The following is a 26,717-nucleotide window of genomic DNA, read 5'->3' as shown; positions in this document are numbered from 1 at the left end:
GATAGTATATATCCCCCCCAAAAAAAAAATTACATTTTTATATGGAGCATTTAATAAAAAGGAGTATAATAAATTTAAAACTGATTGCATGTATATCGATAAGGAGATCAAGTCTTTATGCTGAGAAGATTTGTTACTAAGAAACACCTCATACTTTACTTCTTTTCTATTGCCATTACTTGGCTGGAAGCGATTATCACGCCAGCCCTTGTTCAAAATATTGTTGCTAGTTTTACCAATCAAGAGCTAGGCATTCTTTGGAAAGTATTGATTCTAGGAATCCTTGGTAATCTCATCCTCTTACTGGGTTTGGCTGGAAAACGCTATTACTACTCTCGTTTGATTACTGATTTCAAATATGGAATCAAGAGTGCTATTTTCAAGCGATTTTTAAACAGTTATGAGATCGATGAAAAGGATATTTTGTCCGACCTAGAAAACGACGTCAAGCAACTAGAAGAAAGCTATATTGAGCCAACGGTTATCATTATTTCTTCTCTTGGTTTCACCACTGTGTCCATTCTCTATGCCCTATGGACCAACTTTTATCTGGGCTTGATTTTCATCCTCTTCTACTCCTTTCCTGTCCTCTGCAGTGCTATCGGATCAAAGCGCTTGGATTCACTTTCTGAAAAGCGCTCAACTAGTAACCAGAGCTACTTAGCAAGCTTGACAAATTTTATTGGTGGTAGCCAACAAATTCGCCATTATCAGGGGCAAGACTACTTTTTTGCTCGCTACCAAAAGCAATTACAAACCAGTCTAGATACCGAAATTAACTATGAAAAGCAACGAACTTTAAACAGTCTCTTGATCAATAGCATCGATGCCTTTTGTTCTGTCACACCTATCGTCATCGGTGGCTTTATGACCTACTATAATTATTTAGATGCGGCGAGTTTTGTGGCCATCTATCTGGTTTCTCATAATATCGGCTATCAATTCCAAGAGTTGGCTTATTTTACCAACACCCGAAAAGCGACTAAAACTCTTCTCGACAAATACCAAAAACTTTTGGGTCAGTCTGACTCCATCTCGCCTAGAAGCATAGAAAATATTTTCCCTATCCAACTTGACACCATCTCCCTTGAAAAAGAGGGAAATAGTCTCTTATCTCCGATTTCCATGCACATCAAGCAAGGAGAAAAAATTGCCATTATTGGGGAAAGTGGCTCTGGTAAAACAACCCTGCTCAATATCATTCATGGAGAAGAGACACCAACAAGTGGACAGATTAGCTTTGCTGGTCAGAACTTGTCACGTCAAGAAATCACAAGCTTTAGTTCCTATATCCTCCAAGATAGCCATTACTTTGACACGCTCTCTCTGGAAGATAATATCCTTCTGGGACTGGATAAAAATAGAGAGACTTTAAATCATATCCTCAAAAAAACAGGATTAGAACATTTGAAAAATCGAACGCTCAGCAATGATAGTCTGTCTGGTGGCGAGAAGCAACGCCTAGAAATCGCTCGCGCCCTCTACCATGATAGCCAACTCATCTTAGCAGATGAGATTAAGGCCAATCTTGACTCGGAAAATAGCAGAAAAATTAGCGACTTGCTCTTCTCCCTACCTCAAACAGTCATTGAAGTCATTCACCACTACACAGAAGAAGACTTAAAAAACTACGACCAAGTCATTCACTTAAGCAAAGAAAAGTAATAGTCTATAACATACGATTTTAAAAAGCAAGGAACCCGAATTCCTTGCTTTTTAACTCAATATCAAACTGGCTACAATAGGGCTGACAAAGACATAGAGAATACCAGTGACACCGATAGCCAAGCCACCCATAGCTCCTGCTACAGAGCCATATCGGAAGGCTGTCCCTGTTCCGACTGCATGGCCTGTTCCTCCAAGGGAAAGACCAACAGCTACTGGGTCGTCAATTTTCAACCACTTCAAAAGGGTTGGTCCGATGACACTGGTTAAAATCCCAGTTGCCACTACTACCACCAAGGTCACGGTCGTCAGACCTTGCAATTTTTCTGTAATTCCTACTGCCATGGCGGTTGTTACTGACTTAGGAAAGAGAGAAATGGCTAGGAAAAAGTCCATGCCAAAAATCTTAGCCACAAGGGCCGTGAAAGAGGTATTGACCACTACCGCTAGCAGACTACCAAAGAGAATACTCCGTGCATGATGCTTCATCAAGTGGAAGCTCTTATATAGGGGAATCCCTAGAGCAACAGTCGATGGGACAATCAAGTTGTTCAGATAAACCCCACCTTGGTAGTAATCTTGGTAAGAAATCCCCGTCACTTTTAGAAAGATGATAATGAAAACAGCTGACAAAAGCAAGGGCGTTGTCAAAGGATGGGGAAAACGTCTGTAAATCAGCATTCCTACTAGATAAGCTAGGATTGATAGGGCCAGCCCAAACAGGGGATTGGAAACAAATTCACTCATTTGGCATCTCCTTTCTCATAATCTCCTTCAAACCGTCGTTTGATAAACTGAACTACCAAGGCTATGAGGATAATATTGATGACTGCTGCAAAAAAGACAATCAAAACAATGGGCAAAAGATAGGGAGCAATCACATCAAACTTTTCCATAATTCCCACTGCTGGTGGCAAAAAGAGAATGGTCATATTGGCCAGCAAGAAATTCCCGACCATGTTGACATGTCTGGTTCTCAGCCACTTAAACTGTAGGGCTAGAAAGAGAATAATCAAACCGATAATACTGCCTGGGATAGGCAAATGAAAGAAACTGGAAATCCCCTCTCCGATTAGAGAAATCACAAAGAGAATCATTAATTGAACATATAATTTCATCCTAAACTCCACGAAATAGACTTCTTGCATACCAGTTTACTCTTTTTTCAGAAAATTTCAAGGAAATGCACAAGAGTTGAGGAAAGTTTGAGAAGAAAGGGGATACAGGCAATTGAAGACTAACATAAACAGGCGTAATTTAGGATAAAAGATTCAGTGTCTTTCTTGCCAGCTTTCTTGAAAAGTAGTATAATTATTGCATGCGCAATCATCTTGTGATACAGAGATTGTCCGTAAGTGGACATTCTTCTATTTATGACTCTAAAAAGAAAGGAGATACTATGACCTATTTGGAAAAATGGTTTGACTTCAATCGGCGGCAAAAAGAAATCGAAGGTCTCTTGGAAGAGACTATTGCCCAGAAAAGCGACCAAAGTCTGACCTTGAAAGAATTCTACCTGCTCTACTATCTGGACTTGGCTCAAGAAAAATCTCTACGCCAGATTGACCTGCCAGATAAGCTTCATCTGAGCCCGAGCGCTGTTTCTCGGATGGTGGCTCGCTTGGAAGCTAAAAATTGCGGTCTGCTTAGTCGCATGTGTTGTGATCAAGATAGACGTTCTAGCTTTATCTGCCTGACAAGTGATGGGCAAAAAACACTGGCCTCTCTACAGAAGGCTGTCGAAGCAAGCTTGGAAACTGGTTTGGATTTCTTGATTTAAGATGATTTTAGAAAAAAGTTGCGTGCGCAATCATTTTTCTTGACATTCTCTTTTACAAGGAGTAAAATAAAATCATCATTAAACAAAGGAGTTTTAAACATGATTGAAATTACCTATCTAGATGCCAGCAAGAGCGAAAGAACTGTAACTTTCGAATCTTATGAAGACTTTGATCGTTCACAACAAGCTTGCCTTATCGGCGTCGCAGACTACTACCCTGTCCAAAAATTGACTTATAACGGTCATGATTTGGACTACCACGGGACTTATGGAGATATCTTCTTCTATCTCAAGAAACAAGATTTAAGCCAATATAACTAAAAAAGGAGAAATACAATGGCAAAAGCAATTACAGATGCAACATTCGAACAAGAAACAAAAGACGGTTTGGTCTTGGTAGACTTCTGGGCAACTTGGTGTGGTCCATGTCGTATGCAAGGTCCAATCTTGGATAAATTGTCTGAAGAACTTTCAGAAGATGTTTTGAAAATCGTTAAAATGGACGTTGATGAAAATCCAAACACAGCTCGTGCCTTTGGAATCATGTCTATCCCAACCCTTCTCTTCAAAAAAGACGGCCAAGTAGTCAAACAAGTTGCTGGTGTTCACACAGCAGAACAAATCAAGGCCATCGTTGCTGAATTGAGCTAATAAAACGAGAGACCAAGTACTTGCTTTGGTCTCTTTTTTCTTGCCCTTTGCCATTTTTCAAAAAATATGCTAGACTGTAAGTAGAATATTACGATGTTTGGGACATGCCATCGCTAAAAAAAACCTCTACTTGGTATTTTTTAGCTCCCTCATGGGAGCTTTTTGCGTGCTCTGAACATTTCCCATTTTGGAAGGAGTACTATGAAACGTCAATCAGCCTTGGTCGTCTTTAGTGGTGGTCAAGATTCTACAACCTGCCTCTTTTGGGCTAAAGAACACTATGAAACAGTCGAAGCTGTCACCTTTGCCTACGGCCAACGCCATCATCTCGAAATTCAAGTTGCCCAAGAAATCGCTAAGGAACAAGGCATTCGTCATCACATCTTAGATATGTCTCTGCTGGGGCAAATCACTGAAAATGCCTTGACTTCTGATCTGGAGATTGAGCAAAAAGAGGGAGAGGTTCCCAATACCTTTGTTGATGGTCGCAACCACCTCTTTCTGTCCTTTGCAGCTGTTCTTGCTAAGCAACGTGGCATTAAAGACATCGTAACAGGTGTCTGCGAGACAGATTTCTCAGGCTACCCCGATTGTCGGGATGTTTTTGTCAAATCTCTCAATGTCACCCTCAACCTTGCCATGGATTACGACTTTGTTATCCAAACGCCTCTCATGTGGCTAGACAAGGCTGAAACTTGGGAATTATCCGACCAACTCGGTGCCTTTGACTATGTTCGTGAAAAGACCTTAACCTGCTACAACGGGATTATCGGAAGTGGCTGTGGAGATTGCCCAGCCTGCCACCTACGTCAGCATGGTCTAGATGTTTATCTCTCACAGAAAGGAGAGGCCTAATGTTTTTTGCACCCAAAGAAATCAAACAGGAAACTGGGGAGTCTCTTGTCTACAATCCTCACAGAACCTTGGTATCAAAAGAGTTTACCTTCGATGCTGCCCACCACCTCTTTCACTATGAGGGAAAATGCAAATCCCTGCACGGCCACACCTATCATCTGCAGATTGCTGTCAGTGGATTTTTAGATGAACGTGGCATGACCTACGATTTCGGAGACATCAAAGCGATCTATAAGAACTACTTAGAGCCCCACTTGGATCATCGCTATCTAAACGAAACTCTTCCCTATATGAACACGACTGCTGAAAATATGGTTTACTGGATTTTCCAAACCATGAACCAAGAGTTGCCAGACGAACGTGGTCTCCGTTTGGAATACGTTCGCCTCTATGAGACTCCGACTGCCTTTGCAGAGTTTAGACGGGAGTGGTTAGATGACTAGGGAACGTGTCCTCAAACTACCAGTTCTGGAAATTTTCGGCCCAACCTTTCAAGGCGAAGGTCGTGCAATCGGGCAGAAAACCATGTTTGTCCGCACTGCTGGTTGCGACTACCACTGCGACTGGTGCGATTCTGCCTTTACATGGGATGGCTCTGAAAAGCCAACTCGTATGACTGCTGACGAGGTCATCGCTGCCTTGGATAAACTAGGAAGCTACGACTACGTCACCCTGTCTGGGGGAAATCCTGCTATCCTAGCAGCCAACATGGCTCAATTGGTCACCAAGCTCAAGGAACGCGGTGTCACCCTTGCTGTCGAGACTCAAGGTTCCCGCTGGCAAAATTGGTTAAAAGACATCGACCAAGTCACCCTAAGTCCCAAACCTCCCTCATCCAAGATGGAGGTCAACTTCGAGACCTTAGACTTTATCGTTTCCCAATTGGATCCAGACAAGGTCACCTTTAAAATCCCTGTCTTTGATGATGCCGATTTAGCCTTTGCCAAAGGAATTCAAGAACGCTACCAACCAGATGTTCTTTTCTTATCGGCTGGAAATCCTGAGCCCAAGACTACAGGTAATATTGTCCAAGACCAACTGAACCGCCTCAAAGAACTCTGGGAACGCGTCGCTGCTGACGATAGCTGGGGCAATGTCCGCGTCCTTCCTCAACTGCATACCCTTCTCTACGATAACCAACGTGGAGTTTAAGATTAGAAAGAAAAAATCATGTCACAACAAGAAGAAATGAAAAACCTAAGCCTCCTCGGCAACAAAGAAACCAATTACATTTTTGACTATCAACCAGAAGTCCTCGAATCCTTTGACAATCGTCATGTGGAAAATGACTATTTCATCAAATTCAACTGCCCTGAATTTACTTCCCTTTGCCCAATCACTGCTCAGCCAGACTTTGCAACTATTTATATTTCCTACATTCCCGACAAGCTCTGCGTCGAGTCAAAATCCCTCAAACTCTACCTCTTTAGTTACCGAAATCATGGGGATTTTCACGAAAACTGTATCAACACTATCGGGAAAGACTTGGTCAACTTGCTAGACCCTCGCTATTTAGAGGTCTGGGGAAAATTCACTCCGCGTGGGGGCATTTCAATTGACCCCTACTACAACTACGGTAAGCCAGGAACCAAGTATGAAGGTCTGGCAGAACGACGCCTCTTCCAACACGATCTTTATCCAGAGAAAATTGACAACCGCTAATACTCTTCGAAAATCTCTTCAAACCGCGTCAACGTCGCCTTGCCGTATGTATGGTTACTGACTTCGTCAGTTTCATCTACAACCTCAAAACCATGTTTTGAGCTGACTTCGTCAGTTTCATCTACAACTTCAAAACAGTGCTTTGAGCAACCTGCGGTTAGTTTCCTAGTTTGCTCTTTGATTTTCATTGAGTATAAACAGATACGAAAAAGCCCTGTTCCTCAAACTGAGGAGCAAGGCTTTTTGAGTTTCAATTATTCTTCTGTTCCAAGGAAGTTTTTAGCAACAAGGGCTGCAAGAACCCCACCAACGATTGGGGCAAGGATGAAAATCCATACTTGTTGCAGGGCTGCGCCACCTACCAAGACAGCTGGTGCCAAGCTACGAGCTGGGTTTACTGAAAGTCCAGTAATGTTCAACCCCACAAGAATCATCGCCATCAAGGACAAACCAATTACCAAACCAGCAATCGCGCCATTTCCCTTGCTTTCTGAAGTCACGGTCATGATAACCAAAACAAATAAGAAAGTTGCGATTGTTTCAAACAAGAAACCACCAAAGACAGTGACACCGTTTGCCAAGGCATTTTCACCAAGACTAGCAGTTGACATCCCTGAGTTAGCCAAGAGGAAGAAGACAGAAGCAGATGCTAAGAAGGCTCCAACTACTTGTCCAAGGATGTAATTGACAAGGTCTTTTGATGACAAGCGTTTGTTTACAAACATAGCAATCGAAACAGCTGGATTCAAATGAGCACCTGAAACAGTTCCGATTGAGTAAGCTGCAACTACGATTGCCAAACCAAAGGCAAAGGCAATCCCTAGGTGACCAAGGCCATCAAGACCATTTCCAAAAACAACAGCTCCTGTTCCGACGAACACAAGCATGAACGTACCGATTAATTCAGCAACAAATTTTTTCATTTTCTTTCTCCTTTTTTCAAAAACTAGATACTAGTCTATCAAAAGAGGGAAAGGGTTTCAAGAAAATTGATTGGAAAGTTTTTTGAAAATCATAGAACTATTAGCTTATCCCTAGTATCGAAAAGACTGGATAGCTTCTTTCAAGTCATCTTGTAAACTATTTCTCTGGTCAAGTTGGACATAGACTTCCAACAAACAGGATCTAAAGTTGGAAAATTTGTAAAAATCCTTCCTTTCTTCTATCGGAAAATCAACTGTTTTTATCCAAGAAGCTACTTGTTCTTGCTCCAACTTCCCTTGTAAAATCGGTTCATAAAGCACTCTGGCTAAACGCCAATCTTCATCATTTGTAAAACGAATCGCAATTCTTTTAAACAGTTGGCCAAGTATGTCAAATACTTCATGAACTCTGTTTTTAGGAAAGTCTGGATGACAAACTACCTCCGTCAGTAAATCGAATCCATGTGCAAAAGCGTGAACCCAACCATACTGACTTGAAAAACCTGTCGTGTCTTTTTCTTTTGAAAGATAGTACAACCCTTGATTTAAAAGGACATTACGAATTTCTGCTTTTAATCCCTGATAAAAAATCGATTGCTGGTTGGCATCTGCAGACAAGAGATTTGCATAAATAAGCGCCCTAAAAGAACGTTCAAGGGTTGACAGGCCTACCTTATCAATCTCTTTATCTAACCCTCCATCAGATGAAATCCCTTCTGCAATGAAATGAAATTGTTCCTGTGTAAATAGCTCTTCTTGAATCCCTCTAGCAAAGTTTGTAAAAACAAGATCATCGCGAATTTCTGGAGAAGGATCTCCCAAATGATCAAGCAACCATTGGATTTCTTCCTCATGATAACTTGTTTTTTCTTCTGCTATTTTTCTAAGTAACTCTTGATACATGGTCAATACCTCTACATTTCTAGCAACTTGATATAATCTAGACCCCATTTCTCGACAGCATCTAAAACAACTCTGAATTCCTGCCCCATTTCGGTTAAGCTGTACTCAACTCGTGGTGGAACTTCGGCATAGACCTTTCGTTGAACAATCTTATCCTTTTCTAATTGACGGAGATGACGGGTCAAAATAGTTTGAGTAATCCCAGGCAATAATCTCTGCAATTCTTTAAATCGTTTGGTACCCGTACTCAACTGATAAATGATTACCAGTGCCCATTTCCCCGTTAAAACCCTCTGAGTTGTCGCAAATGGACAAATACCATACTCACTCACTTTATTTGTCATAAAATATCTTCTTTCTATTTTTTTAAAAAAATTTATCTTTTAGTATCAATAATAGTACTACTTTTGATACTAGCTATCAAAAAAGTGTCTACTTGTTTTTTTATTTGTAACTGTTACAATTATATCATAAAAAAGAAATGGAGAATAGATATGTCAACAAACTTAGAAATTTTCAATGCTTATAACCAAGCTTTAATTGCTGGTGACTTTCCTGGTGTCTTTGAAACGATGGCAGACGATATTGTCTGGCATCAACCTGGTAATCATAGTCTATCTGGTTCAGTTGTTGGTAAGGACAAGCTAGGAACTCACCTGGCTACATTTGCTGAGAAAACTAATGGAACCTTTAAGGTGATAACAAATTGGGTTTCTGACAATAAGGATTTAATCGCAGCCAATGTTACTTTTCTTGGAACACGTGCTGATGGTACTGAACTCAATATGAACGGGATTGACCTCTTCCGCATTGAAGACGGAAAAATCAAAGAAGTTTGGCTCTTCTCTTCAGATCAAGCTGAAGAAGATAGCTTTTGGGGATAATTTAAGAGGCCAGGACAAAAAATTTTGATTTTAGGAATTCTTTATTCTAAATTTTTAAATCAATAGATTAGATAAAAAGCAAACAAAACAGAATTCTGAGTGTCAGATAACTCGTTTTGTTCGCTTTTTATATTTAAGGTTAGACTTTTGTCCCAGACTCTTTTAATTTACTCTCCCAACTGGGCACTGTAGGCGATAATCTGGTTAACTGTGTCTGACAAGAATTGGATGGTATCACGGAGTGGTTTATCTGTTGAAATATCAGCACCGATAATCATAGCTGACTCAAGTGGTGTCTTGCTACCACCTGATTTGAGAAGATTGAGCCAATCTTCAGCTCCATTCTCAGAGTTTTTAAGATGGAGGTAACCAGCTGTCGAGATAACTAGTCCTGCTGAGTAAGTGTAACTATACAAGCCCATGTAGTAGTGAGCTTGGCGCATCCAAGTCAAAGCTGCATCATCGTCAATTTCAATAGCATCTCCCCAGAAGTCTGTCAAGACTTCCTTCATAATGCTGTTGAGCTTACTTGCTCCAAAGGTCTCCCCTTCTTCAATCAATGTATACACCTTACGCTGGAAGGCTGCTTCTAAGAGGTGAGTAATGAAATTATGGAAGTAAGTATCTGTCAAACGGTGAGCCAGAGCGAAGCGTTTTTGACGAGGGTCGTCAGATTGGTGCTCCAAGTAGTCACTGAGAAGCAATTCATTGAAGGTTGACGGTGCTTCAACATAGTAGGTCGACATGTGGGCATTAAAGTAGCTTTGGTGATTATCTGAAAAGATAAATTGACCAGAATGCCCGATTTCATGAATCAAGGTATAGACATCGCTCAAACGCCCTGTCCAGCTCATGAGGACATAAGGGTGCACGCGATATGGATCCGCCGCATAGCCACCAGAATCCTTGCCACTATTGGCAGCGAAGTCCACCCAGCGCTCTTCTTGATAGCGAGCAACTTCCTGACAATATTCTTGCCCCAAAGGTTCTACAGACTTCATGACCAAATCATAGGCATCATCAATGCTCACTTGAGGATTCAGGGCGCTGTCCAAATCCAATTTCCAGTCTGCAAAGGTCATCTTTTCAAGACCATTTACCTTGGCAACATGCTTGAGATATCTCTGAGCAACTGGCGCAAAGTCCCTCATGATAAGGTCAAGCTGGCGGTCAAACATGGCACGGTCCACTTCTTGCTCAGCTAGAAGATAATCAAAGACTGAGTCGTAGCCCTTCATATCAGCCAAGAGTTTTTCAGACTTGACTTGGGCTAGATAGGCTGCGGCAGCCGTATTTTGGTGCTTACGAAGTCCTTCTGAGAAGGAACGGAAGGATTTCTCACGAACCTCTGCGTCCTCATGGTTTTGGTAGAAATTCTCATAGGTCACAAAGCTGTTTTTATAAGTCTTACCATGAGCTTCAAAGTCAGCCATTTCAAAATCCCCAGCTCGCATCTTAGTGTAAATATCCTGCGGACTGTAGAAAACTTCACCAAGATTGGTCAAGGCCTTCTCCACATCAGCCCCTAGATAGTGGGCTTTTTTGATTTTGGCCTGACGAATGGCTGCTGTTAAATGTGGCAACTCTCCCAAACGTTCTAAGACTTCCTCATCTGCAGCCACCAAGGCGTCGTCAAAGAAGGTCAAGGCTACGCTGGCGTCTGTTTCAAATTCCATCCCAGCTTGGGCAATATTGGCAAATTCGTCATTGCTATAGTCTGTCGTCTGCGGCATAAAACCATAGTTGCCAATATGGCTCATCTGAATGTAGATTTGTTCCAATTCCGCAAAGGACTTTTCAAAATCCTCAAAAGTATGAAGATTACCCTTGTAATCACGGCTAAACTGGTTGATATCTTCGCGAGCCTTCTCGATTGCACGCAAGAAATCCTCACGGTCTTGGTATAGGGCTGTTAAATCCCAAAGTTCCTTCTCTGGAAATTCTGAACGGTGTTTTTGTTCCATTTTCTTCCTCTTATTTCTCTAATTCTAATAAAACACTAAGGGCTGATAAAGCGTAAAGTGGTGCTGTTTCTGCTCGCAAAATGCGAGGACCAAGTCCTGCCAATACTGCTCCCTTAGCTTCAAAACTTTCGATTTCTGCAGGTGACAGACCACCTTCTGGACCAAAGATAAAGAGCAATTTGGCTCCTTTTTCAAGACAAGCGACTGCATTTAAGAGTGCAGCGACTTCTCCTTCTTTTGCTGATTCTTCATAGGCAACTACGATAGAGTCAAATTGGTCCAATTGAGCTAGAAAGTCTGCTTTCCTTTCAAAAAGCTGAATACTTGGAACGATATTACGCTTGCTTTGTTCTGCTGCTCCAAGGGCGATTTTTTCTAGTTTTTCAACCTTTTTACCCAATTTCTTGCCATCCCACTTGGCGACCGACCAATCGGCAGGAAAGGCCCAGATTTGGCTGGCACCCAGTTCGGTTACTTTTTGAGTAATGAACTCCAACTTGTCTCCCTTAGGAAAGCCGGATGCGATGGTCACTTGGACTGGTAGTTCCACATTATCAGCTAACTCTTCAACCAACTCAAACTGACGATTTTCAACATCCAAGACGCGCGCCAAACGTTTAATGCCATCATCAAAGACCAAAGTAACCTCATCATCTACTTTCAAGCGCATAACCTGAAACATATGCTTGCTGGTTTCCTTATCCTCGATAGTGACAGGAGAGACTGCACTCCCCTTGACAAAATACTGTTGCATACTAGCCTCCAATCACACCAGAGATATCCTTGGTTTTCTTAAAGACACAGGCATTCCATTCCCCTTGAACCATGTGAGTTTCGAGGAAAAATCCAGCTGACTCAGCCGACTCGCGCACCATATCCCACTTGTCCTTAATAATTCCACTCATGATGAGGTAGCCTTCATCCTTGACCAAGCGATAAGCATCATCCGTCAGATGAACGAGGATATCCGCCAAAATATTAGCTACAATCACATCTGCCTCAATCTCCACACCCTTAAGCAAGTCTCCAGCAGCAACATGGATATTTTCCATACCAAGGTTGAGCTCAATATTTTCCTGAGCGACTCGAACTGCCACATCATCTAGGTCGTAGGCAAAGATTTCCTTGGCACCAAGCAGCGAGCTGGCAATAGAGAGAACCCCTGAACCAGTTCCCACATCTAGCACCGTTTCGCCACCACGGAGAACCTGCTCCAAGGCAAAGAGGCTCATCTTAGTGGTTGGATGGGTTCCTGTTCCAAAAGCCATGCCAGGATCCAGCTTGATAATCTTTTCCCCAGCAGTCGCCTCGTAGTCCGTCCACGACGGCACGATGGTCAAGTCATGAGTGATGCGAGCGGGTTCATAGTATTTCTTCCAGTTGTCTGCCCAGTCTTCCTCAGCCAAGGCAGTCGTCCCAATCTTAACCTCACCCAAATCCATAAAATCCGTCAATTCTTCTAAGCGAGCCTGTAAGTCCGCCTCAACCACTGCCACATCCACCGTGTCAGGGTAGTAGGCTGTCACCACAATTTCTTCTTGCTGCTCGACCTCTGGGAAAATCTCGCCGAAGCGGTCGACATTTCCCACATAGTCCATGCTGTCTTCAATCGCAACACCTTGCGCTCCCAACTCAATCAAGAGATTGGAAACTAACTCCTCTCCCTCACGCTTGACTGTAACTTTTAACTCTTGCCATGTTTCCATCATTAAGATACCAAGCCCGTAAAACACAAAGCCAAAATAGGAACTTCTCTGAAGACGCTTATGTCTAAGAGAAGTTTATCTTTTTGGTACCGTGTTTAGGGCGGGTTCAGTTTAGAAATTTAACTGAACCATCCTTTCTAATCACTTACTTTTAAATAATCCCTCAATCTCCCCTGGAGCTGAGGCACAGCTTGTTTAGAGTTCAAAAATTCCTCAATAGGCATCAGCTGATAGCCCTGTCCTTCATCTCCGAAGATGATATTGTCAAATTGTTCTTGTCTTAGCTGACCAACCATAAAGACCGATTTCTTGCCTTTAAAAATTACGCTAGGATAAATCTTGCTCCAAAGCAGACAATCCTCAGTCAGATGAATTCCCAGTTCTTCATAAACTTCACGCGCCACGCACTCAAAAGGACTTTCATCCCCCTCTCGTCCACCACCTGGCAACTCCCACATGTTGGGACAAGGAATATCGTCCTTGTCATCACGTAAGATAGTCAAGACCTTATCCCCACAAATCAAGGCAATCTTAGATCCTGTAAAATCAGAAATTTCTATTTCCATGTCAAACTCCTTCGGTTAATTCCTTTTCCAGCTCGGCTAACCAATTTTGATAATAGCTTTTCTCATCCCGTAACATCCGACTGCTATTCATTTTACGTCTAGCAATCTTCATAGCCTTGTGAGTTTGAACTACATCTTTCTTTACCTTAAATTGATACCAAGCTTGAATGACCTGCATATCTGCTGTTTTTATAGATAAAAAGGATTTGACCCCTCGAATACTTGCATATTCTTCCACTTTCTTATTATCTCCTTCCATCAGAGCAACTTGAAGAAGGTATAATTGAGAACTAGTTTTAGACATTGGATTATCTGTTTTCTCTAGCACAGACTGCAACTGTTGCTTTGCAAGCTCTATATTATCATCCAATATGAATACCAACCCCTGAAGAGTCTGAACACTTTCTGCAAAACTCCCTCTCACATCCTCATCAACAGACATGACAAAATCTTTTAAATCATATTCTTGAGAAGCTAGCAAGGTCTGGGCAGAATGCCTCAACATCAGGTAGGCGTATTTTGTATTTTCAGGGTGTTGTAGCAATTCCCAAATTTTTGCGCCATCGGTGATGCCGACTGGCAAAATGTTATTTAGGAAGAAAGACAAATTAAGAAAAATCCAAGTGCCTGCAAAATACCAGTTTGTTGTCAAAAAACCAAAAAGTGTTGCCAATAATATCAAGCAAAGGTGAACTATCAAGCCTCCTAAAAGCATCAAGATGATTCTTTGATCACTTTCATTCTCTTTTAAACCAATATACTGAGCACCAACATTTTTTATAACTGCTGTTCGACTAAGATGAAGCCTTCCTGACTTTTTGGTTACAAGAAAGTTCCCTAATCCAAAAGCAACCAGACGATAGCCTGTCAAGTAGCCACAAAAAGCATGTCCCAGCTCATGAAGAATAAAGATTAAATATATACTTAAAAGAGCGAAGGCATAACCAAAAGTAAAGACCAAAACTGCGGAATACCCCAACTCTGCAAATGCGATTGTTCCACAAGCAAAAGCCAGCATAATAAAGACAACAGCTAGCACATAAACCAAATAAATCCCAATTTTCTTCATAAAATCTCCATCCAACTCCTAGTATCTCGGATAAGGATAAAACTCTCCCTCTTCCAAGCCGACTTTTCCTTCTTCAAAGACTTCTTGGTTCCATTCCATGACGAATTCTTCTGCTTCTGGGTCTTCCAAAAAGTCCATAAGGGCATCTAGTCCAACCTCAGCAGTATCTTTAAGGAAAAGCGCAAAATAAGCTAAAAATTCACGAGAAAATCCTTTTTTAGGTAGGTAAGGAATGACCGTCAAATAGTCTTCCTCATTGACGGTTGATTTGGCAGGATTGTAGAAAAGCACCGCTTCTTCAAATAGGATATCGTCTGACGAAACCTCTCCATCTTCATCCACCATCTCCACGCCTGCAGCATTTTGCGCTTCTAACAAAAAACTCACTTCAACCGCGTGGTTACACTTGTCCCAACTAATCTCAAAGTCAAAGGGAAAGTTCTTCTCCAATTCTTCCTCTAAAACATCTAAAAATCCATATGTTGCCATTTTGTCCTCTTTCTATGCGACTCTTAAATCGCCCCGATTGCTCGGAAATATGCTAAAATAGATACTACCATCTTACCACAAAATTATTTTATGTCCTAATTATACCATATTACCTCATTTAAACCCTTGGTATCAGTGATTTTCTTAAAAGTCTGATTTCTTTATTTTTCCTGAAAAATCAATATAAAAAGCCCTCAAAAGGGCTAAGAAATCTATAAAATCAATAGACAAGTAACCAGCACAATTGAACGTGCTTTTTTATTGACTATTACCACGATACCACACTTAATCTTATGCTTGTATTTTCTTATCTGCAATAGCGTCTGTCAAAGTCTGAGAAAAGTTAAGTCCCATTTCTCGTCCCAACTTATCTGCCCATCTTGGTATTGTCAATGTCTTTTTAATTGGTTCCTGACTTCCTAAGTAATCTGATACATCAACAGATACCATAGAAATAAAAGATTTATCAAGGTCATAGGTTGACACGAAATCTTCATCATCTTTAAAAGGATCATTATCAATTAAAGACAAGCTATTGATATCTGATGGCTGGGGCAAATCTCCATCACTCTCTATTAAATCTGCGACAGTAATTCCTAACCACTCCGAACCCATAGCTAAAGCCTCAGAAATCCCCTCTCCTTGTGTAGCTGAGTATTCAAAATCTGGGAAATGGACAAAATAAGTCGATTTTACCCCATCTGTATCATCATAATAAAATAAAGCTGGATATGTCACTAACATCTCACTACCTCCATATCAAAAAGCAGAGGCTGAATTTTACAACCCAGCTTGCTTTCTTATCCCTCTTTCAGTGTACTTATTCAGCTCACCATGAGGGATTGTGATAGGTCTTTCCCCTTGCTTCTCCATTTTAATATGGGAGCCTTTACCGCCTTTGGTCTTTATCCAACCATGAGCCGTAAGGAGTTTGACCATCTCTTTTTGTGTCATAGGCATAGCGCTTTTACCTCCTGACAACACCATTATAGCACGTACTACACGTATTGTAAAGGTGTGATACTTATTATTCTCTTACACATAAAAACCCCTAGATGTGGTTCTAAGGGAAGCCAATTTATTCATACCTATTTTTCTAATGAGTAGTAAAAACTGCTTCTTTATCGAGCAATTCATCATCTGTATAGTCAATTGTAAAAGTATCTCGATTTAAGACAGATTGAGGCGGAGTTGAATGAATCATAGGAACACTGCGTACTCTATACTTTTTATCTCCAATTTTTACAAACTGATTAACTCTCAAGTCTTCGAAATCAGGATTTTCAACAGTTATTACAAGGAGGCGATTTACTACTTTAAAAACATCAATTATTCTATTTTTCATATTTTTTCAACCCATTATTAGAATGAACTTCTTGGTAAGCAAAATCAAGTTTAGATTTAATGTTTTCGTACAAATCTAAAATCTCTTTTGGAGTATCTTCCCGGAAGAAAAGCTTTCTTTTCCCTGAAATAACTTGATCACTAAGAATCCAATGACGAATTTGTTTTGTAAAAATCAAAATTTCCTGACTTGGTAATTCCATTATTTCCATTCCTTATCACCTCTCCTTTCATTATAGTTCATGCAATAACATTTAGCAATATTATTTCTCAAATCAGCACTTCCACTTCTTTAGGCTTAACTATCATATTTTGAGCTTTAAGGAAAATCAATTCTCTCATGCTGATACCTCTCCTCATTAAATTAAATAGTCAAAAAGATTCTATCTCACACCCTGAATATTACAAAACCATTGAAATATCACAACTATTAGGCTAGAATGGACATAGTAAGATATATTAGATGAGTCATTCTACTCAAAAAATATGACACTAAAATCCATGTTAGAAAGGACTACTATGCCAGACAATCTCGCGCTTCGTATGCGCCCCAAAACCATCGACCAGGTCATCGGTCAGGAACATCTGGTCGGACAAGGAAAAATCATCCGCCGCATGGTAGAAGCCAATCGCCTGTCCTCCATGATTCTCTACGGACCTCCGGGAATCGGCAAGACCAGTATTGCCTCTGCCATCGCAGGGACGACCAAGTATGCCTTTCGAACTTTCAATGCGACAGTTGATAGTAAAAAAAGACTCCAAGAAATAGCTGAAGAGGCGAAATTCTCTGGTGGTCTCGTCCTATTACTAGACGAGATTCATCGACTTGATAAGACCAAGCAAGATTTTCTCCTTCCTCTCTTGGAAAGTGGACTAGTCATCATGATTGGGGCTACAACTGAAAATCCTTTCTTTTCTGTCACTCCTGCCATTCGTAGCCGTGTTCAAATTTTTGAGTTGGAACCTCTGTCTAACCAAGACGTCAAAGAGGCTCTTCAGATAGCTCTAAATACCCCTGAGCGTGGTTTTGATTTTCCAGTAGAACTAGATGAGGAGGCGCTGGATTTCATCGCAACCTCTACAAACGGAGACCTGCGCTCTGCCTTCAACTCACTAGACTTGGCTGTTCTTTCTACCCCTGAGAATGACGAGGGCATCCGCCATATCACTCTAAACATCATGGAAAATAGCCTGCAGCAGAGCTACATCACTATGGATAAGGATGGAGACGGTCACTATGATGTTCTGTCTGCCCTGCAAAAGTCTATCCGTGGCTCGGATGTGGATGCCAGTCTCCACTACGCAGCTCGCTTGATTGAGGCTGGTGATTTGCCAAGTCTCGCTCGTCGTTTGACTGTTATCGCCTATGAAGATATCGGCTTAGCCAATCCTGAGGCTCAAATTCATACCGTAACTGCTCTAGATGCTGCACAAAGGATTGGTTTCCCAGAAGCCCGCATTCTCATTGCCAATGTCGTCATTGATTTGGCCCTTTCTCCAAAATCCAACTCAGCCTATGTAGCTATGGATAAGGCACTTGCTGACCTCAAAACATCAGGGCACTTGCCTATTCCGCGACACCTGCGTGATGGGCACTACAGTGGAAGCAAGGAACTGGGGAATGCCCAAGACTATCTCTATCCACACAACTATCCTGGAAATTGGGTCAAGCAAGACTATCTACCAGAAAAAATTCGTAATCATCACTATTTCCAAGCAGAAGATACTGGTAAATATGAACGGGCTTTGGCTCAAAGAAAGGAAGCTATCGACCGTTTGCGAAAAATCTGAAATCCTTTTCAAAAAATTGCACTTTCCTCTTGATTTTTTTTGAAAAAGTGGTATTATATAAACATAGAAACGCTGTGGTGTACGACTTCACACTTAAGTGTTGACCGACTATTTTTTGTATTATTAGGGAAACAAAAGTCTTCTAACAGCATGTAGGCCGTCTCACACGGAAACAGCTTCAGTTAGAGCGAGTTGCCCACCTGCTTAATTGCGCGGGTTCAATACAAACCGTGAAGTTTCGGCACCAATACAGCTTTTTTCTTTGCCTCCTTAGCTCAGCTGGCAGAGCAGCGGACTCTTAATCCGTGGGTCACAGGTTCGATCCCTGTAGGGGGCATCTAAATACAACAGGAAAAAGCCTTGTAAATCAAGGCTTTTTTTGCTTGTCTATAACTGATTTACCCCATCATTTGTCCCACATTTTAAATCTATCTTTTCTTTTTGAATCAAATTACATCTTTACAAATAGTGTAAAGCCAGTTACTTTTGCTTTGATTCCATACAATATTTTCATGTAGAGAAGACAAATTTTATCTTCTCTTTTTATTTTCAAAATAATAAAAACTGATTTTCTTTTCATAAATCAGACTGAAACTTCCAAATTTTCCATTTTGTTTATTGATATTTCCTCTAAAAAGGTGTATAATATTTTTATTATCAAACTATACTATACTATATAGGGGGTATTGAAATGAAATTTTCTAATCGTTTACTGCTATTCCTTGCAGGAGTTGTTTTTGTCCTTTTAGGACTTTTCCTATTTACACACCCAGTAGCTAATCTTGTTGCTTACAGCTGGTGGATTGCATTTGATTTACTGGTTTCTTCTATAGCAGCTCTTTTAGGCTATTTCTCTGCACCAAAAGAGCTTCGCTCACCTGTTTATCTTTTCCAAGGGTTTGTTAGTCTTCTCTTAGCTCTTTACCTCGTTGCTTATGGCTTTGTGACCCTGCCGGTCGTCATTCCAACTATTTTAGGAATTTGGTTAATTGTAGAAGCCATTATAGTTTTCTTTAAAGGCAATCGTCTGGGATTGATTTTCCCTATTATTGGCAACCATATCATGTGGATAGCGTTGCTTGCATTTTTACTAGGTCTAGTGATTTTGTTCAATCCAGTAGCTACAAGTGTCTTTGTCGTTTATGTCGTTGCCTTTGCATTTTTAATTGTTGGTTTCACCTATATCCTTGATGCCTTTCGTAAATAATCTAGCTGCCATTTTGGGCATATTAAAATAGCTGGGAAGTTACATTCTCAGCTTTTTCTGTTGCCTCCTTAGCTCAGTTGGTAGAGCAGTAGACTCTTAAGCTATGGGGCGCAGGTTCGAGCCCTGCAGGGGGCACATCTAAATCAACAGAAATAAGCCTTGAAACCAAGGCTTTTTTTAACGTCTAATAGCTTTTTGTAGAAAAGTATTTAAAAATAAAAGAGAAGAGAATCTCTCACTCTCTTCTCAGTATATCTTATTAAATTTAGTTTTTCTTAATCTACCTGATTTTCCTTTGCAACGACAAATTCTTTAACCAGTCGATAGATAACAGCAAATACGGGTGTAAAGAATATCATCCCAAGTAAGCCAAAGAGATTGCCTCCAATACTAGCAGCCGCAAGCGTGAAAATAGCTGGCAAACCAATAGACTGACCTACAACTCTAGGATAAATAAGGTTTCCTTCAATCAGCTGTATAACTTGATATAGAAGAAGAGAAAGTAAGGCTTGAGTAGGACTCACTGTGAAGATAAAAATCGCTCCCACAACACAAGCAATCATAGGCCCTACATAAGGAATGAACGATAGCACTCCTGCAAAGATACCTGTCATTACTCCATAGGGTATCCCAAACACGCTGTAACCAACCGCTATCATAACTCCTATGATAACTGCTTCAATCAGCTGACTCATCAAAAATTGGTCATAAGTCTCTAGTGCTACTTGTCCAATGTAAGTCAACTTTATCACCACCTTCTCTGGAAGAAAAACTTTTAGAAGTCGACTCGTCATCGCTGCCAAATGTTCCTTACTGGATAAAAATGAAAAGGTGAAGACTATAATCAAAAAGGCATTCATCAAACTTGAAAAAATATTGCCGATATTACTAGTCAGACCTGATAAAAAACCTATCAAAGCTTGGCTAATAGAACTAGATTGTCCCTGTATGCCTGATACGATAGTTGACAACATGTCTTTGGTTACAAATTCCGAGCTGCCTAGCAATTTCCCAAGTTGAGTAAGGACTGTTGAAAGGACTGTTCCCAGCTGACTAATAGTCTGGGCTAGGGTTGGCAGCACCAAAACCAAAAGAGCAATCACGATTAAGATAAGAGCTAGGAAAACAAGTACCATGGCAATCGGACGACACAACTCTGCCTTTACCTTCAATTTAACTAAGTACTGTTCAATTTTTTTCATAGGAACATTAAGCACAAAAGCAATAACAGCACCATAAATCAAGGTTGATATTACATCAAAGAGAGAGATTGCTCCTGATATAAAGCTCGATGCATTCAGAATTACAAGAGCAACCAGCCCTATAAAAAGGATTAACGGAGTATATTTTTTAACTAAGTTCATAAATTCTCCTTAATAAACATGTTTAGATACGACTATACTATTTGGTTTTTCAAACTCTCGATTAAGGTAGGCTTGGTAAGTTCCTGGAGCGATAAATCCTTTGGGTGAGAGGATATCGGTGCCAGCCTGACCGACTATGGTATCAGCCAAGAGCACACAGTTTGTAGATAAGACAAAGTAGGATTTAAACTTAGATTTGATAAATTTATAAAGTTCCCCATCTGTCTCATGTCTGATTTTATAAGCGTAGGTGTAGTCTTCCTTACCATCACCTGTCATGATTTTATCTGCACTTGGCTCCCATGGAATCGTCAGTTGTTTCAATTCAGCCAACTTTTTCTGAACTGCTTTTTCCATTTCAGGCGTCAAATCTATCCCATAACCAAAAAGCGTTTTTTGACTCTCACGTTTACATAGGTCAATGTACTTGTCACGATCACAGAAATATAAGACACCATCTCCTACCATGCCAAATAAGGTCTCAGAAGACGGATCATAGTTGCCATAAGAAATAACACGGCCTTGATAGCAGATATCCACATGACCAATTGCCGAAAACAGGGAGGTCTCAGCTGTATGAACAAAAATTTCTAGCTCTGCTGTCTTACCAGACTTCACTATTCCAAGATGGATATCTTCTTCCTCATCAGCATTTTCCAGCATAAATTTGTTAACTTTTGCTAAAGTTCTTGCAGGGATGAGAGCGGCTAGGACAATAGGTAAGCTAATTCTAATGCGACGTTTGAGATGGTTTTTCCCAATTTCCCCTTCAAATAAGAAACCGTCACGGATATTGGACAGACCATAAAGGAAAAAATAAGCCCCTAAAACAAAGAGTTGAAAGACAGAATTTCCCGTAGAGGACAAAAGACTAGCTCCACCAAGAAAAACTAGTAGAATACCATCTAGTAAGAGACGAAAACGAGGTCGAATATTATTTTTACGGTAGAGAACATAGGTGACAAGATTAATCGTGGCCCTAAAAATCTGATAAACTCCAATCACAAGAGCCAGAACATAAATCGGTATATCAGTCGCAAGATTAGAACCTAGCAAATATCCCAGCACTAACAATTTAACCAGTGCAACTCCCAAGGTATCCGTTGACTGGCTTTTTTTGAAAACTCGTAATAGCAAATCTACGACCGTTGCTATCCAAGCTAAAAACAGAGCCAGTCGAATAATCGTTACTGGCAACCAAGTCCCCGTGACCATCAAGATAAGACCTAACAGAACAAACAAGAAACCCTGAGCAAGTAATTTCTTACCTGTCAGACCTAAAGAGAGAATTTTCCCCATATAAAAACCTTTCAACAATAAAAATTAAGCCCTTTGATTAAACTGACTGGTAAATAGCCAACGGCACAAACAGTCTGTACCAGGCAGACATAGCGATTAGCAATGACTGTAGTAATGTCACCATCTTGTCTTATGCACTTCTAAAATTTGTTTTATTGATTCGAAAACAAAGCTAATAAAAATTAACTAAACTTGAGAGATAAGTACAATTGAGACGAAAAAATGTATAACCAATTCAACTTGTTAAGGTAAGAAAGCATTATTTCCAATCTATTAATTATTCATCTATTACCTATTATGACACAATATTCCCTATAGTTCAACTTTTTACTTGTTTTTATATTACACGGACTAAAAAGTTTTCAACAGTTGATTGCATTTGTTTTAATAAGTTTTAACCTTTCTTGGTTAGATAAAAAAAGAATCATACAGTTTAGAATCTGTATGGTTTTTGCCCCACTTTTGTCCCATTTTTAAATCATGACATTGAAAATACCTAAAATCACTTATATTTCAATATTTTTAATTGCTCTCAATATGAAAGTCCTTTCCAAATCCCTGTAGGGGGCATCTAAATCAACAGGAAAAAGCCTTGATTTACAAGGCTTTTTTGTGTAGTCTTAGCACTAAAAAACGATAGAAAAAACACCCCTTCTGAACTGCACCCCAAAAGTTAGACAGAAAAAACCTAACTTTTGTGGCGCAGTTCATTCGCGCCACATGAAGTTATTTAAGCATCTTCTTTTCTCTCATTACCATTTTATGTTATAATAAATTGTACTTCTAAAATAGAAAGGTCTTAAGATGACAACTCTTATTAAACATAAACGTGTAGAATTTTCAGAACTTTTTTATGACTTAGTTTTTGTTTTTGCAATTTCAAAAGTAACTACTTTAATTGACCATCTTCATAACGGTATTTTGACTTGGAATTCTTTCCTTGATTTTTTCATTGCTACTTTGGTTCTCATCGATTCCTGGATGATTCAAACCGATTATACCAATCGCTATGGAAAGAACTCTTTATTTAACATAGTAATCATGTTTATCAAAATGGGAATTTTACTCTTTATAGCCAATATGATTGGACCTGATTGGCAACAATATTTTCATTATCTCTGTTGGGCTATGGGTACATTAACCCTTACCTTATTTTTTCAATATTTGGTTGAATTTTTTAGAAAATCAACCGATGATGTTAATCGGGAAAGTATCAAAGGTTTTCTATGGATAACCGGTCTAGGAAGTTTAGGAGTCTACCTAACAGCTCTTCTTCCTATTTACGTTGGAGTCTCTGTCTTATTTGCTAGTATTCTGCTAACATTTATTATGCCAATTATCTTGCTTAGTAAAGATAAGCATTACCAGGTAAATCTCCCCCATTTAATCGAGCGCATCTCCCTTCTTGTCATTATTACGTTTGGAGAGATGATTATGGAGCTAGCTAACTTCTTTACAATCGAGAATTTCTCGATTTATTCGGTTCTTTATTTCATTATTATGCTTTCTCTGTTCTTGTTTTATTTTGGTCAATTCGACCATGCTATTGATGAAAAATCTAATCAAAAGGGACTATTTCTAATTTACAGTCACTATCCTATTTTTATTGGAATTCTTATGATGACCGTTTCGATGAGTTTTCTTCTGAATCCTGAAGCTAATCTTCTCTTTGCAACCAGCTTCTTTTATATCGGAATTGGCCTCTTCCAAGCTGCTGTCCTAGCAAATGGGCCCTATAACAAACACTATCTTCGCTATTCGAAAAGTTACTACTGTGTCCAAGCTACACTCTATCTGGCTGCCTTGATTCTCTCTTTAATCTTTGCTTCTAATCCTATAATAGTAGTAAGTATTACAACCATTTTAGCTCTAGCTATAGCTATTCATTCTATTTATTTTTATATGACACAGAATAAAAAATATTCCAAATCTAACTGGGAGTTATTTTAATGAGTTTATAAGATTAAAAAGCTTTGGGAACCAAGGCTTTTTTTTCATTAATTTGTTTTTCCATTTTATCCTCCAATTTGATCTCGCACTGACATTTATTTATAACAAAACTATATATCTAGAATAGCATAATCATTAGGTATTATAGGTTTTCAAACCAAATACGAGTCATTCGTTTTTGCCCCACTTTTGCCCCATTTTTAAATCCTGACATTGAAAACACCTAAAAGTATTTCCCTAAAATCAGCTATATTTCAACATTTTTGTTTATTTTCAATATGAAAAGTTCTTACAAATCCATGTAGGGGGCATCTACATACAACAGGAAAAGCCTTGGAATCAAGGTTTTTTTCGTATCTTCTACAAAAAAAGCAAGAGTTTTAGAGGACTATGACTCTAGATGTACATTTTGCTTAAATGATTGAAGGTCTTTTCTTAACAAAAACACCCCAAAAATTAGATTTTTTCTGTCTAACTTTTGAGGTACAGTTCAAACGCGAAATAGCGTTTTTTTGTTATTTTTGGTTACTCATCTAATCGAATAAACATCATGGCATTTAACAAAGATATGAGTGAGACCGTGTTTATATTATTTGAATAAATCAGTCTCTTGTTCTCGATCGGAGGAATAATAAAATTAGAAATGATGATATCATAAGGCGATTCTTCTAAAGATTCCTTTGATAATTCTAATTCAGTCCAAACTTCAAGTTCAAAATTGTTGCTACAATAATAAGAAAGTGTCTCTGCAACGGATTTTGCATGATACTGATCAAAATTACTCATAACCAGAACCTTCAGCTTTGGCTGATTTTGCAGTAGATTAAGCACCAAATGTTTGGTATGAGTGATGAAGGTATAAGATAGATGATTTACCATCATTGAACTAGAACAAACCTCAAGAGTCTCTAAATAATGAGAAAGCTCTTTTTTTACATCTGAAACAAATTTAGGAAAAATATTTTGAAAATTCCTGATTGTATTCCCTTTTTGATCAAATAAAATAAACTCAGTGGACAACTCTTGACGATACAGATGTGCGGTATTATGCAGATGCCAAATCAGATTATCCTTATTCTCAATCTCAATCTGATACTTGACTGAAATCTGATCAATAAAATCACTCAATAGATGGTAAGATTTTTCAACATAGCTATCCTTTTTTACGCATTTCATAAAGAGACTTTCATCTATGAAAAACATTTTTTGAAAGTAAGACACAAATAATTGGCAAACAACTTCTTCATCTAAAGAGATATTGTATTCTGATTCAAAACTCTGAGCAACACCTTCTATTCCTTCTGCCTGCATTAAAAAATCCAAACTTTGGTCGTTAAAAGAATCTTTCTCTATTTCCATAAGATGACCAAACTTTATTCGATATAGATTAATAACCAGGAGCAGCTTTAGCATTCTATGCGTTGACAAATTCATTGGAAAGCTTGTTTCCTTATAAACCAATTCTAACAATTAAGATAGGGGCTCTGATGAAAAATTTTCAAATGGCCATTCTAGGAAATAATATTTTTCTGAAAAATATTGTGCAAAAAAGTAACGAATGTCTCTCTCATTTCCAATGATTTGAACAGGGGTCAGACTGATTTCAAATTGAAATTGCTTTTTAATCACTTTATTGATTTGACTAATGATACGATAGAGCGAAGATGAACTGATATAAAATTCTTTACAAATACTCTCAGCTTGACACCCTTCATTAAAGAAGATAAATTCTAAAATCGAAAAATGGGTTGAATGCTTAAAGAAATGATGGTAAACCATTTCAATATCACTATCATCGGTATTAATAATGCGTATACCATTAGTAGAAGAATGAAAAATCAAGTCAGGAAAAGAAGATCTAACATGGGATAGATCATCTTTGACTGCACGTTCTGTACAATTTAATAACTCTGCTAGTTCAGAACGATGAAACCATCGTTTATGTTCAAATAATAATTCTAATTGCCTATGACTTTTTTTAGATAATAAATCTCTCATGAATGTCTTTCTATCTTTATAAATTATCGGATTAAACCTCTTGCAATTATACCACAATGAATAGGTATAGCATGCTATAACGACTTTTCCTAAAATCTTTTATTTCGTATAATAACACTACAGAAACAATATATAAACAATTTTCTTATTTTACCGTCTATTGAGGGCGTGAATACAGAATCAAATTCAAGTCGAAAGATTATATTTTTAATTTTAAAAATTATATAATAGCAACAATCAAAGAATTTGATTTTTTTATATTAAAATTACATAATAATCAAAATAATTGATTATTTTATATCAAAATTATATAATAGCAATAATCAAAGGAATTGATTTATTTTTTGATATTAAAATAAAAAAGGAGGGTAAGCAATATTGTGGTCAATCATTGCTGGAGGTCTTATTGGACTTGTAGCAGGTAGAATCACTAAAAAAGGTAGTTCTATGGGAATCGTCGCAAATGTATTCGCTGGTTTAGTCGGGTCATCTGTAGGACAATCCCTTTTAGGTAGTTGAGGCCCATCCATCGCTGGAATGGCTTTGATCCCATCTATTGCAGGAGCAGCAATTGTTGTTACTGTAGTATCATTCTTTACAGGTAAAAAATAATTACTTGTAGTAATAAACTATTTTTAAATAGATTA

The 26,717-nt window shown here is 39.1% G+C and carries 29 protein-coding genes, 2 tRNA genes and 2 pseudogenes; 15 read left to right on the top strand and 18 right to left on the bottom strand.

Going from position 1 to position 26,717, the window contains the following annotated elements:
• Window positions 1–117 precede the first annotated feature (117 nt).
• Window positions 118–1,665, top strand: coding sequence for an ATP-binding cassette domain-containing protein (locus D8787_RS00370; protein ID WP_125420035.1), 1,548 nt, complete (start codon window positions 118–120; stop codon window positions 1,663–1,665).
• A gap of 51 nt (window positions 1,666–1,716) precedes the next feature.
• Here the strand turns inward: D8787_RS00370 and D8787_RS00365 are convergent, their stop codons facing one another.
• On the bottom strand, window positions 1,717–2,412 hold the full coding sequence (locus D8787_RS00365; RefSeq protein WP_001288952.1) for an LrgB family protein: 696 nt from the start codon (window positions 2,410–2,412) through the stop codon (window positions 1,717–1,719).
• Window positions 2,409–2,783, bottom strand: a complete 375-nt coding sequence (locus tag D8787_RS00360; RefSeq protein WP_000781325.1) for a CidA/LrgA family protein — start codon at window positions 2,781–2,783, stop codon at window positions 2,409–2,411. The genes D8787_RS00365 and D8787_RS00360 overlap by 4 nt, the downstream gene beginning before the upstream one ends.
• Before the next feature lie 281 nt (window positions 2,784–3,064).
• Here D8787_RS00360 and D8787_RS00355 point away from each other — a divergent pair, with 281 nt between their 5' ends.
• The 7 genes from D8787_RS00355 to queF all read left to right on the top strand — a co-directional run bounded on the left by D8787_RS00355 (window position 3,065) and on the right by queF (window position 6,613).
• Window positions 3,065–3,445, top strand: a complete 381-nt coding sequence (locus tag D8787_RS00355) for a MarR family winged helix-turn-helix transcriptional regulator (protein ID WP_125420033.1) — start codon at window positions 3,065–3,067, stop codon at window positions 3,443–3,445.
• Between the two features lie 99 nt (window positions 3,446–3,544).
• Window positions 3,545–3,766: a DUF4649 family protein gene (locus D8787_RS00350; RefSeq protein ID WP_125420031.1), complete on the top strand. Its 222-nt coding sequence runs from the start codon at window positions 3,545–3,547 to the stop codon at window positions 3,764–3,766.
• Between the two features lie 15 nt (window positions 3,767–3,781).
• Window positions 3,782–4,096 (top strand): thioredoxin, encoded by a 315-nt coding sequence (trxA, locus tag D8787_RS00345; protein ID WP_001029581.1) that lies wholly within the window; start codon window positions 3,782–3,784, stop codon window positions 4,094–4,096.
• Window positions 4,097–4,297: 201 nt separating this feature from the next.
• Window positions 4,298–4,951: a 7-cyano-7-deazaguanine synthase QueC gene (gene queC / locus D8787_RS00340; protein ID WP_125420029.1), complete on the top strand. Its 654-nt coding sequence runs from the start codon at window positions 4,298–4,300 to the stop codon at window positions 4,949–4,951.
• Complete coding sequence (queD, locus tag D8787_RS00335) at window positions 4,951–5,394, top strand: 6-carboxytetrahydropterin synthase QueD (protein WP_000464573.1); 444 nt, start codon at window positions 4,951–4,953, stop codon at window positions 5,392–5,394. Before queC ends, queD begins: the two co-directional genes overlap by 1 nt.
• A complete protein-coding gene (gene queE, locus D8787_RS11370; protein ID WP_185776717.1) occupies window positions 5,387–6,103 on the top strand; it encodes a 7-carboxy-7-deazaguanine synthase QueE in 717 nt (238 codons plus the stop codon). The genes queD and queE overlap by 8 nt, the downstream gene beginning before the upstream one ends.
• 18 nt (window positions 6,104–6,121) lie before the next feature.
• Entirely contained in the window at window positions 6,122–6,613 is a 492-nt protein-coding gene (gene queF / locus D8787_RS11365) for a preQ(1) synthase (protein ID WP_185776716.1), read from the top strand.
• 254 nt (window positions 6,614–6,867) lie between these two features.
• Here queF and D8787_RS00320 read toward each other — a convergent pair whose 3' ends face one another.
• From D8787_RS00320 to D8787_RS00310, 3 genes are all read right to left on the bottom strand, one after another.
• Window positions 6,868–7,536, bottom strand: coding sequence for an MIP/aquaporin family protein (locus tag D8787_RS00320; RefSeq protein WP_125420025.1), 669 nt, complete (start codon window positions 7,534–7,536; stop codon window positions 6,868–6,870).
• Between the two features lie 111 nt (window positions 7,537–7,647).
• Complete coding sequence (locus D8787_RS00315) at window positions 7,648–8,439, bottom strand: DUF2785 domain-containing protein (RefSeq protein WP_125420194.1); 792 nt, start codon at window positions 8,437–8,439, stop codon at window positions 7,648–7,650.
• A gap of 11 nt (window positions 8,440–8,450) precedes the next feature.
• Window positions 8,451–8,783: a winged helix-turn-helix transcriptional regulator gene (locus D8787_RS00310; protein ID WP_000182730.1), complete on the bottom strand. Its 333-nt coding sequence runs from the start codon at window positions 8,781–8,783 to the stop codon at window positions 8,451–8,453.
• Between the two features lie 150 nt (window positions 8,784–8,933).
• Between D8787_RS00310 and D8787_RS00305 the strand changes: the two genes are divergently transcribed.
• Window positions 8,934–9,323 carry a nuclear transport factor 2 family protein gene (locus D8787_RS00305; RefSeq protein ID WP_000106200.1) on the top strand — a complete coding sequence of 130 codons (390 nt, stop codon included), beginning with the start codon at window positions 8,934–8,936 and terminating at the stop codon, window positions 9,321–9,323.
• Between the two features lie 167 nt (window positions 9,324–9,490).
• Here D8787_RS00305 and pepF read toward each other — a convergent pair whose 3' ends face one another.
• The 10 genes from pepF to D8787_RS00255 all read right to left on the bottom strand — a co-directional run bounded on the left by pepF (window position 9,491) and on the right by D8787_RS00255 (window position 16,673).
• The gene (gene pepF, locus D8787_RS00300) at window positions 9,491–11,287 is read right to left on the bottom strand and encodes an oligoendopeptidase F (RefSeq protein ID WP_125420023.1); all 1,797 of its coding nucleotides are present in this window, start codon (window positions 11,285–11,287) and stop codon (window positions 9,491–9,493) included.
• Window positions 11,288–11,297: 10 nt separating this feature from the next.
• Window positions 11,298–12,041, bottom strand: coding sequence for a 16S rRNA (uracil(1498)-N(3))-methyltransferase (locus D8787_RS00295; protein WP_125420021.1), 744 nt, complete (start codon window positions 12,039–12,041; stop codon window positions 11,298–11,300).
• A gap of 1 nt (window position 12,042) precedes the next feature.
• Entirely contained in the window at window positions 12,043–12,993 is a 951-nt protein-coding gene (prmA, locus tag D8787_RS00290; RefSeq protein ID WP_125420192.1) for a 50S ribosomal protein L11 methyltransferase, read from the bottom strand.
• 137 nt (window positions 12,994–13,130) lie between these two features.
• Complete coding sequence (locus tag D8787_RS00285; protein ID WP_125420019.1) at window positions 13,131–13,559, bottom strand: NUDIX hydrolase; 429 nt, start codon at window positions 13,557–13,559, stop codon at window positions 13,131–13,133.
• A 1-nt stretch (window position 13,560) separates the two neighbouring features.
• Entirely contained in the window at window positions 13,561–14,628 is a 1,068-nt protein-coding gene (locus D8787_RS00280) for a M50 family metallopeptidase (RefSeq protein WP_185776714.1), read from the bottom strand.
• Window positions 14,629–14,646: 18 nt separating this feature from the next.
• The gene (locus D8787_RS00275; RefSeq protein WP_125420015.1) at window positions 14,647–15,117 is read right to left on the bottom strand and encodes a DUF3013 family protein; all 471 of its coding nucleotides are present in this window, start codon (window positions 15,115–15,117) and stop codon (window positions 14,647–14,649) included.
• Between the two features lie 291 nt (window positions 15,118–15,408).
• Entirely contained in the window at window positions 15,409–15,861 is a 453-nt protein-coding gene (locus tag D8787_RS00270; RefSeq protein WP_125420013.1) for a type II toxin-antitoxin system HicB family antitoxin, read from the bottom strand.
• Between the two features lie 36 nt (window positions 15,862–15,897).
• Window positions 15,898–16,077, bottom strand: a complete 180-nt coding sequence (locus tag D8787_RS00265) for a type II toxin-antitoxin system HicA family toxin (RefSeq protein ID WP_001132279.1) — start codon at window positions 16,075–16,077, stop codon at window positions 15,898–15,900.
• A gap of 136 nt (window positions 16,078–16,213) precedes the next feature.
• Window positions 16,214–16,462, bottom strand: a complete 249-nt coding sequence (locus D8787_RS00260) for a hypothetical protein (RefSeq protein ID WP_185776722.1) — start codon at window positions 16,460–16,462, stop codon at window positions 16,214–16,216.
• The gene (locus tag D8787_RS00255) at window positions 16,452–16,673 is read right to left on the bottom strand and encodes a hypothetical protein (protein ID WP_260471363.1); all 222 of its coding nucleotides are present in this window, start codon (window positions 16,671–16,673) and stop codon (window positions 16,452–16,454) included. Before D8787_RS00255 ends, D8787_RS00260 begins: the two co-directional genes overlap by 11 nt.
• 307 nt (window positions 16,674–16,980) lie before the next feature.
• On the opposite strand from D8787_RS00255, the gene D8787_RS00250 reads away from it, so the two are divergent.
• The 4 genes from D8787_RS00250 (at window position 16,981) to D8787_RS00235 (ending at window position 19,594) form a co-directional block, all read left to right on the top strand.
• The gene (locus tag D8787_RS00250; RefSeq protein WP_125420011.1) at window positions 16,981–18,252 is read left to right on the top strand and encodes a replication-associated recombination protein A; all 1,272 of its coding nucleotides are present in this window, start codon (window positions 16,981–16,983) and stop codon (window positions 18,250–18,252) included.
• A 264-nt stretch (window positions 18,253–18,516) separates the two neighbouring features.
• Window positions 18,517–18,589, top strand: a tRNA-Lys gene (locus D8787_RS00245).
• Between the two features lie 354 nt (window positions 18,590–18,943).
• Window positions 18,944–19,459, top strand: a complete 516-nt coding sequence (locus D8787_RS00240) for a DUF308 domain-containing protein (protein WP_020901653.1) — start codon at window positions 18,944–18,946, stop codon at window positions 19,457–19,459.
• Between the two features lie 62 nt (window positions 19,460–19,521).
• A tRNA-Lys gene (locus D8787_RS00235) sits at window positions 19,522–19,594 on the top strand.
• Window positions 19,595–19,734: 140 nt separating this feature from the next.
• Here D8787_RS00235 and D8787_RS00230 read toward each other — a convergent pair.
• On the bottom strand, window positions 19,735–20,823 hold the full coding sequence (locus D8787_RS00230; protein ID WP_185776713.1) for an AI-2E family transporter: 1,089 nt from the start codon (window positions 20,821–20,823) through the stop codon (window positions 19,735–19,737).
• A 9-nt stretch (window positions 20,824–20,832) separates the two neighbouring features.
• Window positions 20,833–22,122, bottom strand: coding sequence for a DUF308 domain-containing protein (locus D8787_RS00225; protein WP_125420009.1), 1,290 nt, complete (start codon window positions 22,120–22,122; stop codon window positions 20,833–20,835).
• An 804-nt stretch (window positions 22,123–22,926) separates the two neighbouring features.
• Between D8787_RS00225 and D8787_RS00215 the strand changes: the two genes are divergently transcribed.
• Window positions 22,927–24,072 (top strand): low temperature requirement protein A, encoded by a 1,146-nt coding sequence (locus D8787_RS00215; protein WP_125420007.1) that lies wholly within the window; start codon window positions 22,927–22,929, stop codon window positions 24,070–24,072.
• A gap of 525 nt (window positions 24,073–24,597) precedes the next feature.
• Here the strand turns inward: D8787_RS00215 and mgaSpn are convergent.
• A pseudogene (gene mgaSpn / locus D8787_RS00210) lies at window positions 24,598–26,070 on the bottom strand (virulence factor transcriptional regulator MgaSpn).
• Window positions 26,071–26,445: 375 nt separating this feature from the next.
• Here mgaSpn and D8787_RS11750 point away from each other — a divergent pair.
• A pseudogene (locus tag D8787_RS11750) lies at window positions 26,446–26,682 on the top strand (GlsB/YeaQ/YmgE family stress response membrane protein).
• The last annotated feature ends 35 nt before the right edge of the window (window positions 26,683–26,717 follow it).

Origin of the sequence: Streptococcus mitis, from assembly GCF_003944325.1 — a bacterium.
In the GTDB taxonomy this organism is placed as follows: Bacteria; Bacillota; Bacilli; order Lactobacillales; family Streptococcaceae; genus Streptococcus; species Streptococcus mitis_CW.
The sequence above is the reverse complement of the archived record's forward strand: the minus strand, read 5'-3'. Positions and strand labels throughout refer to the sequence as shown.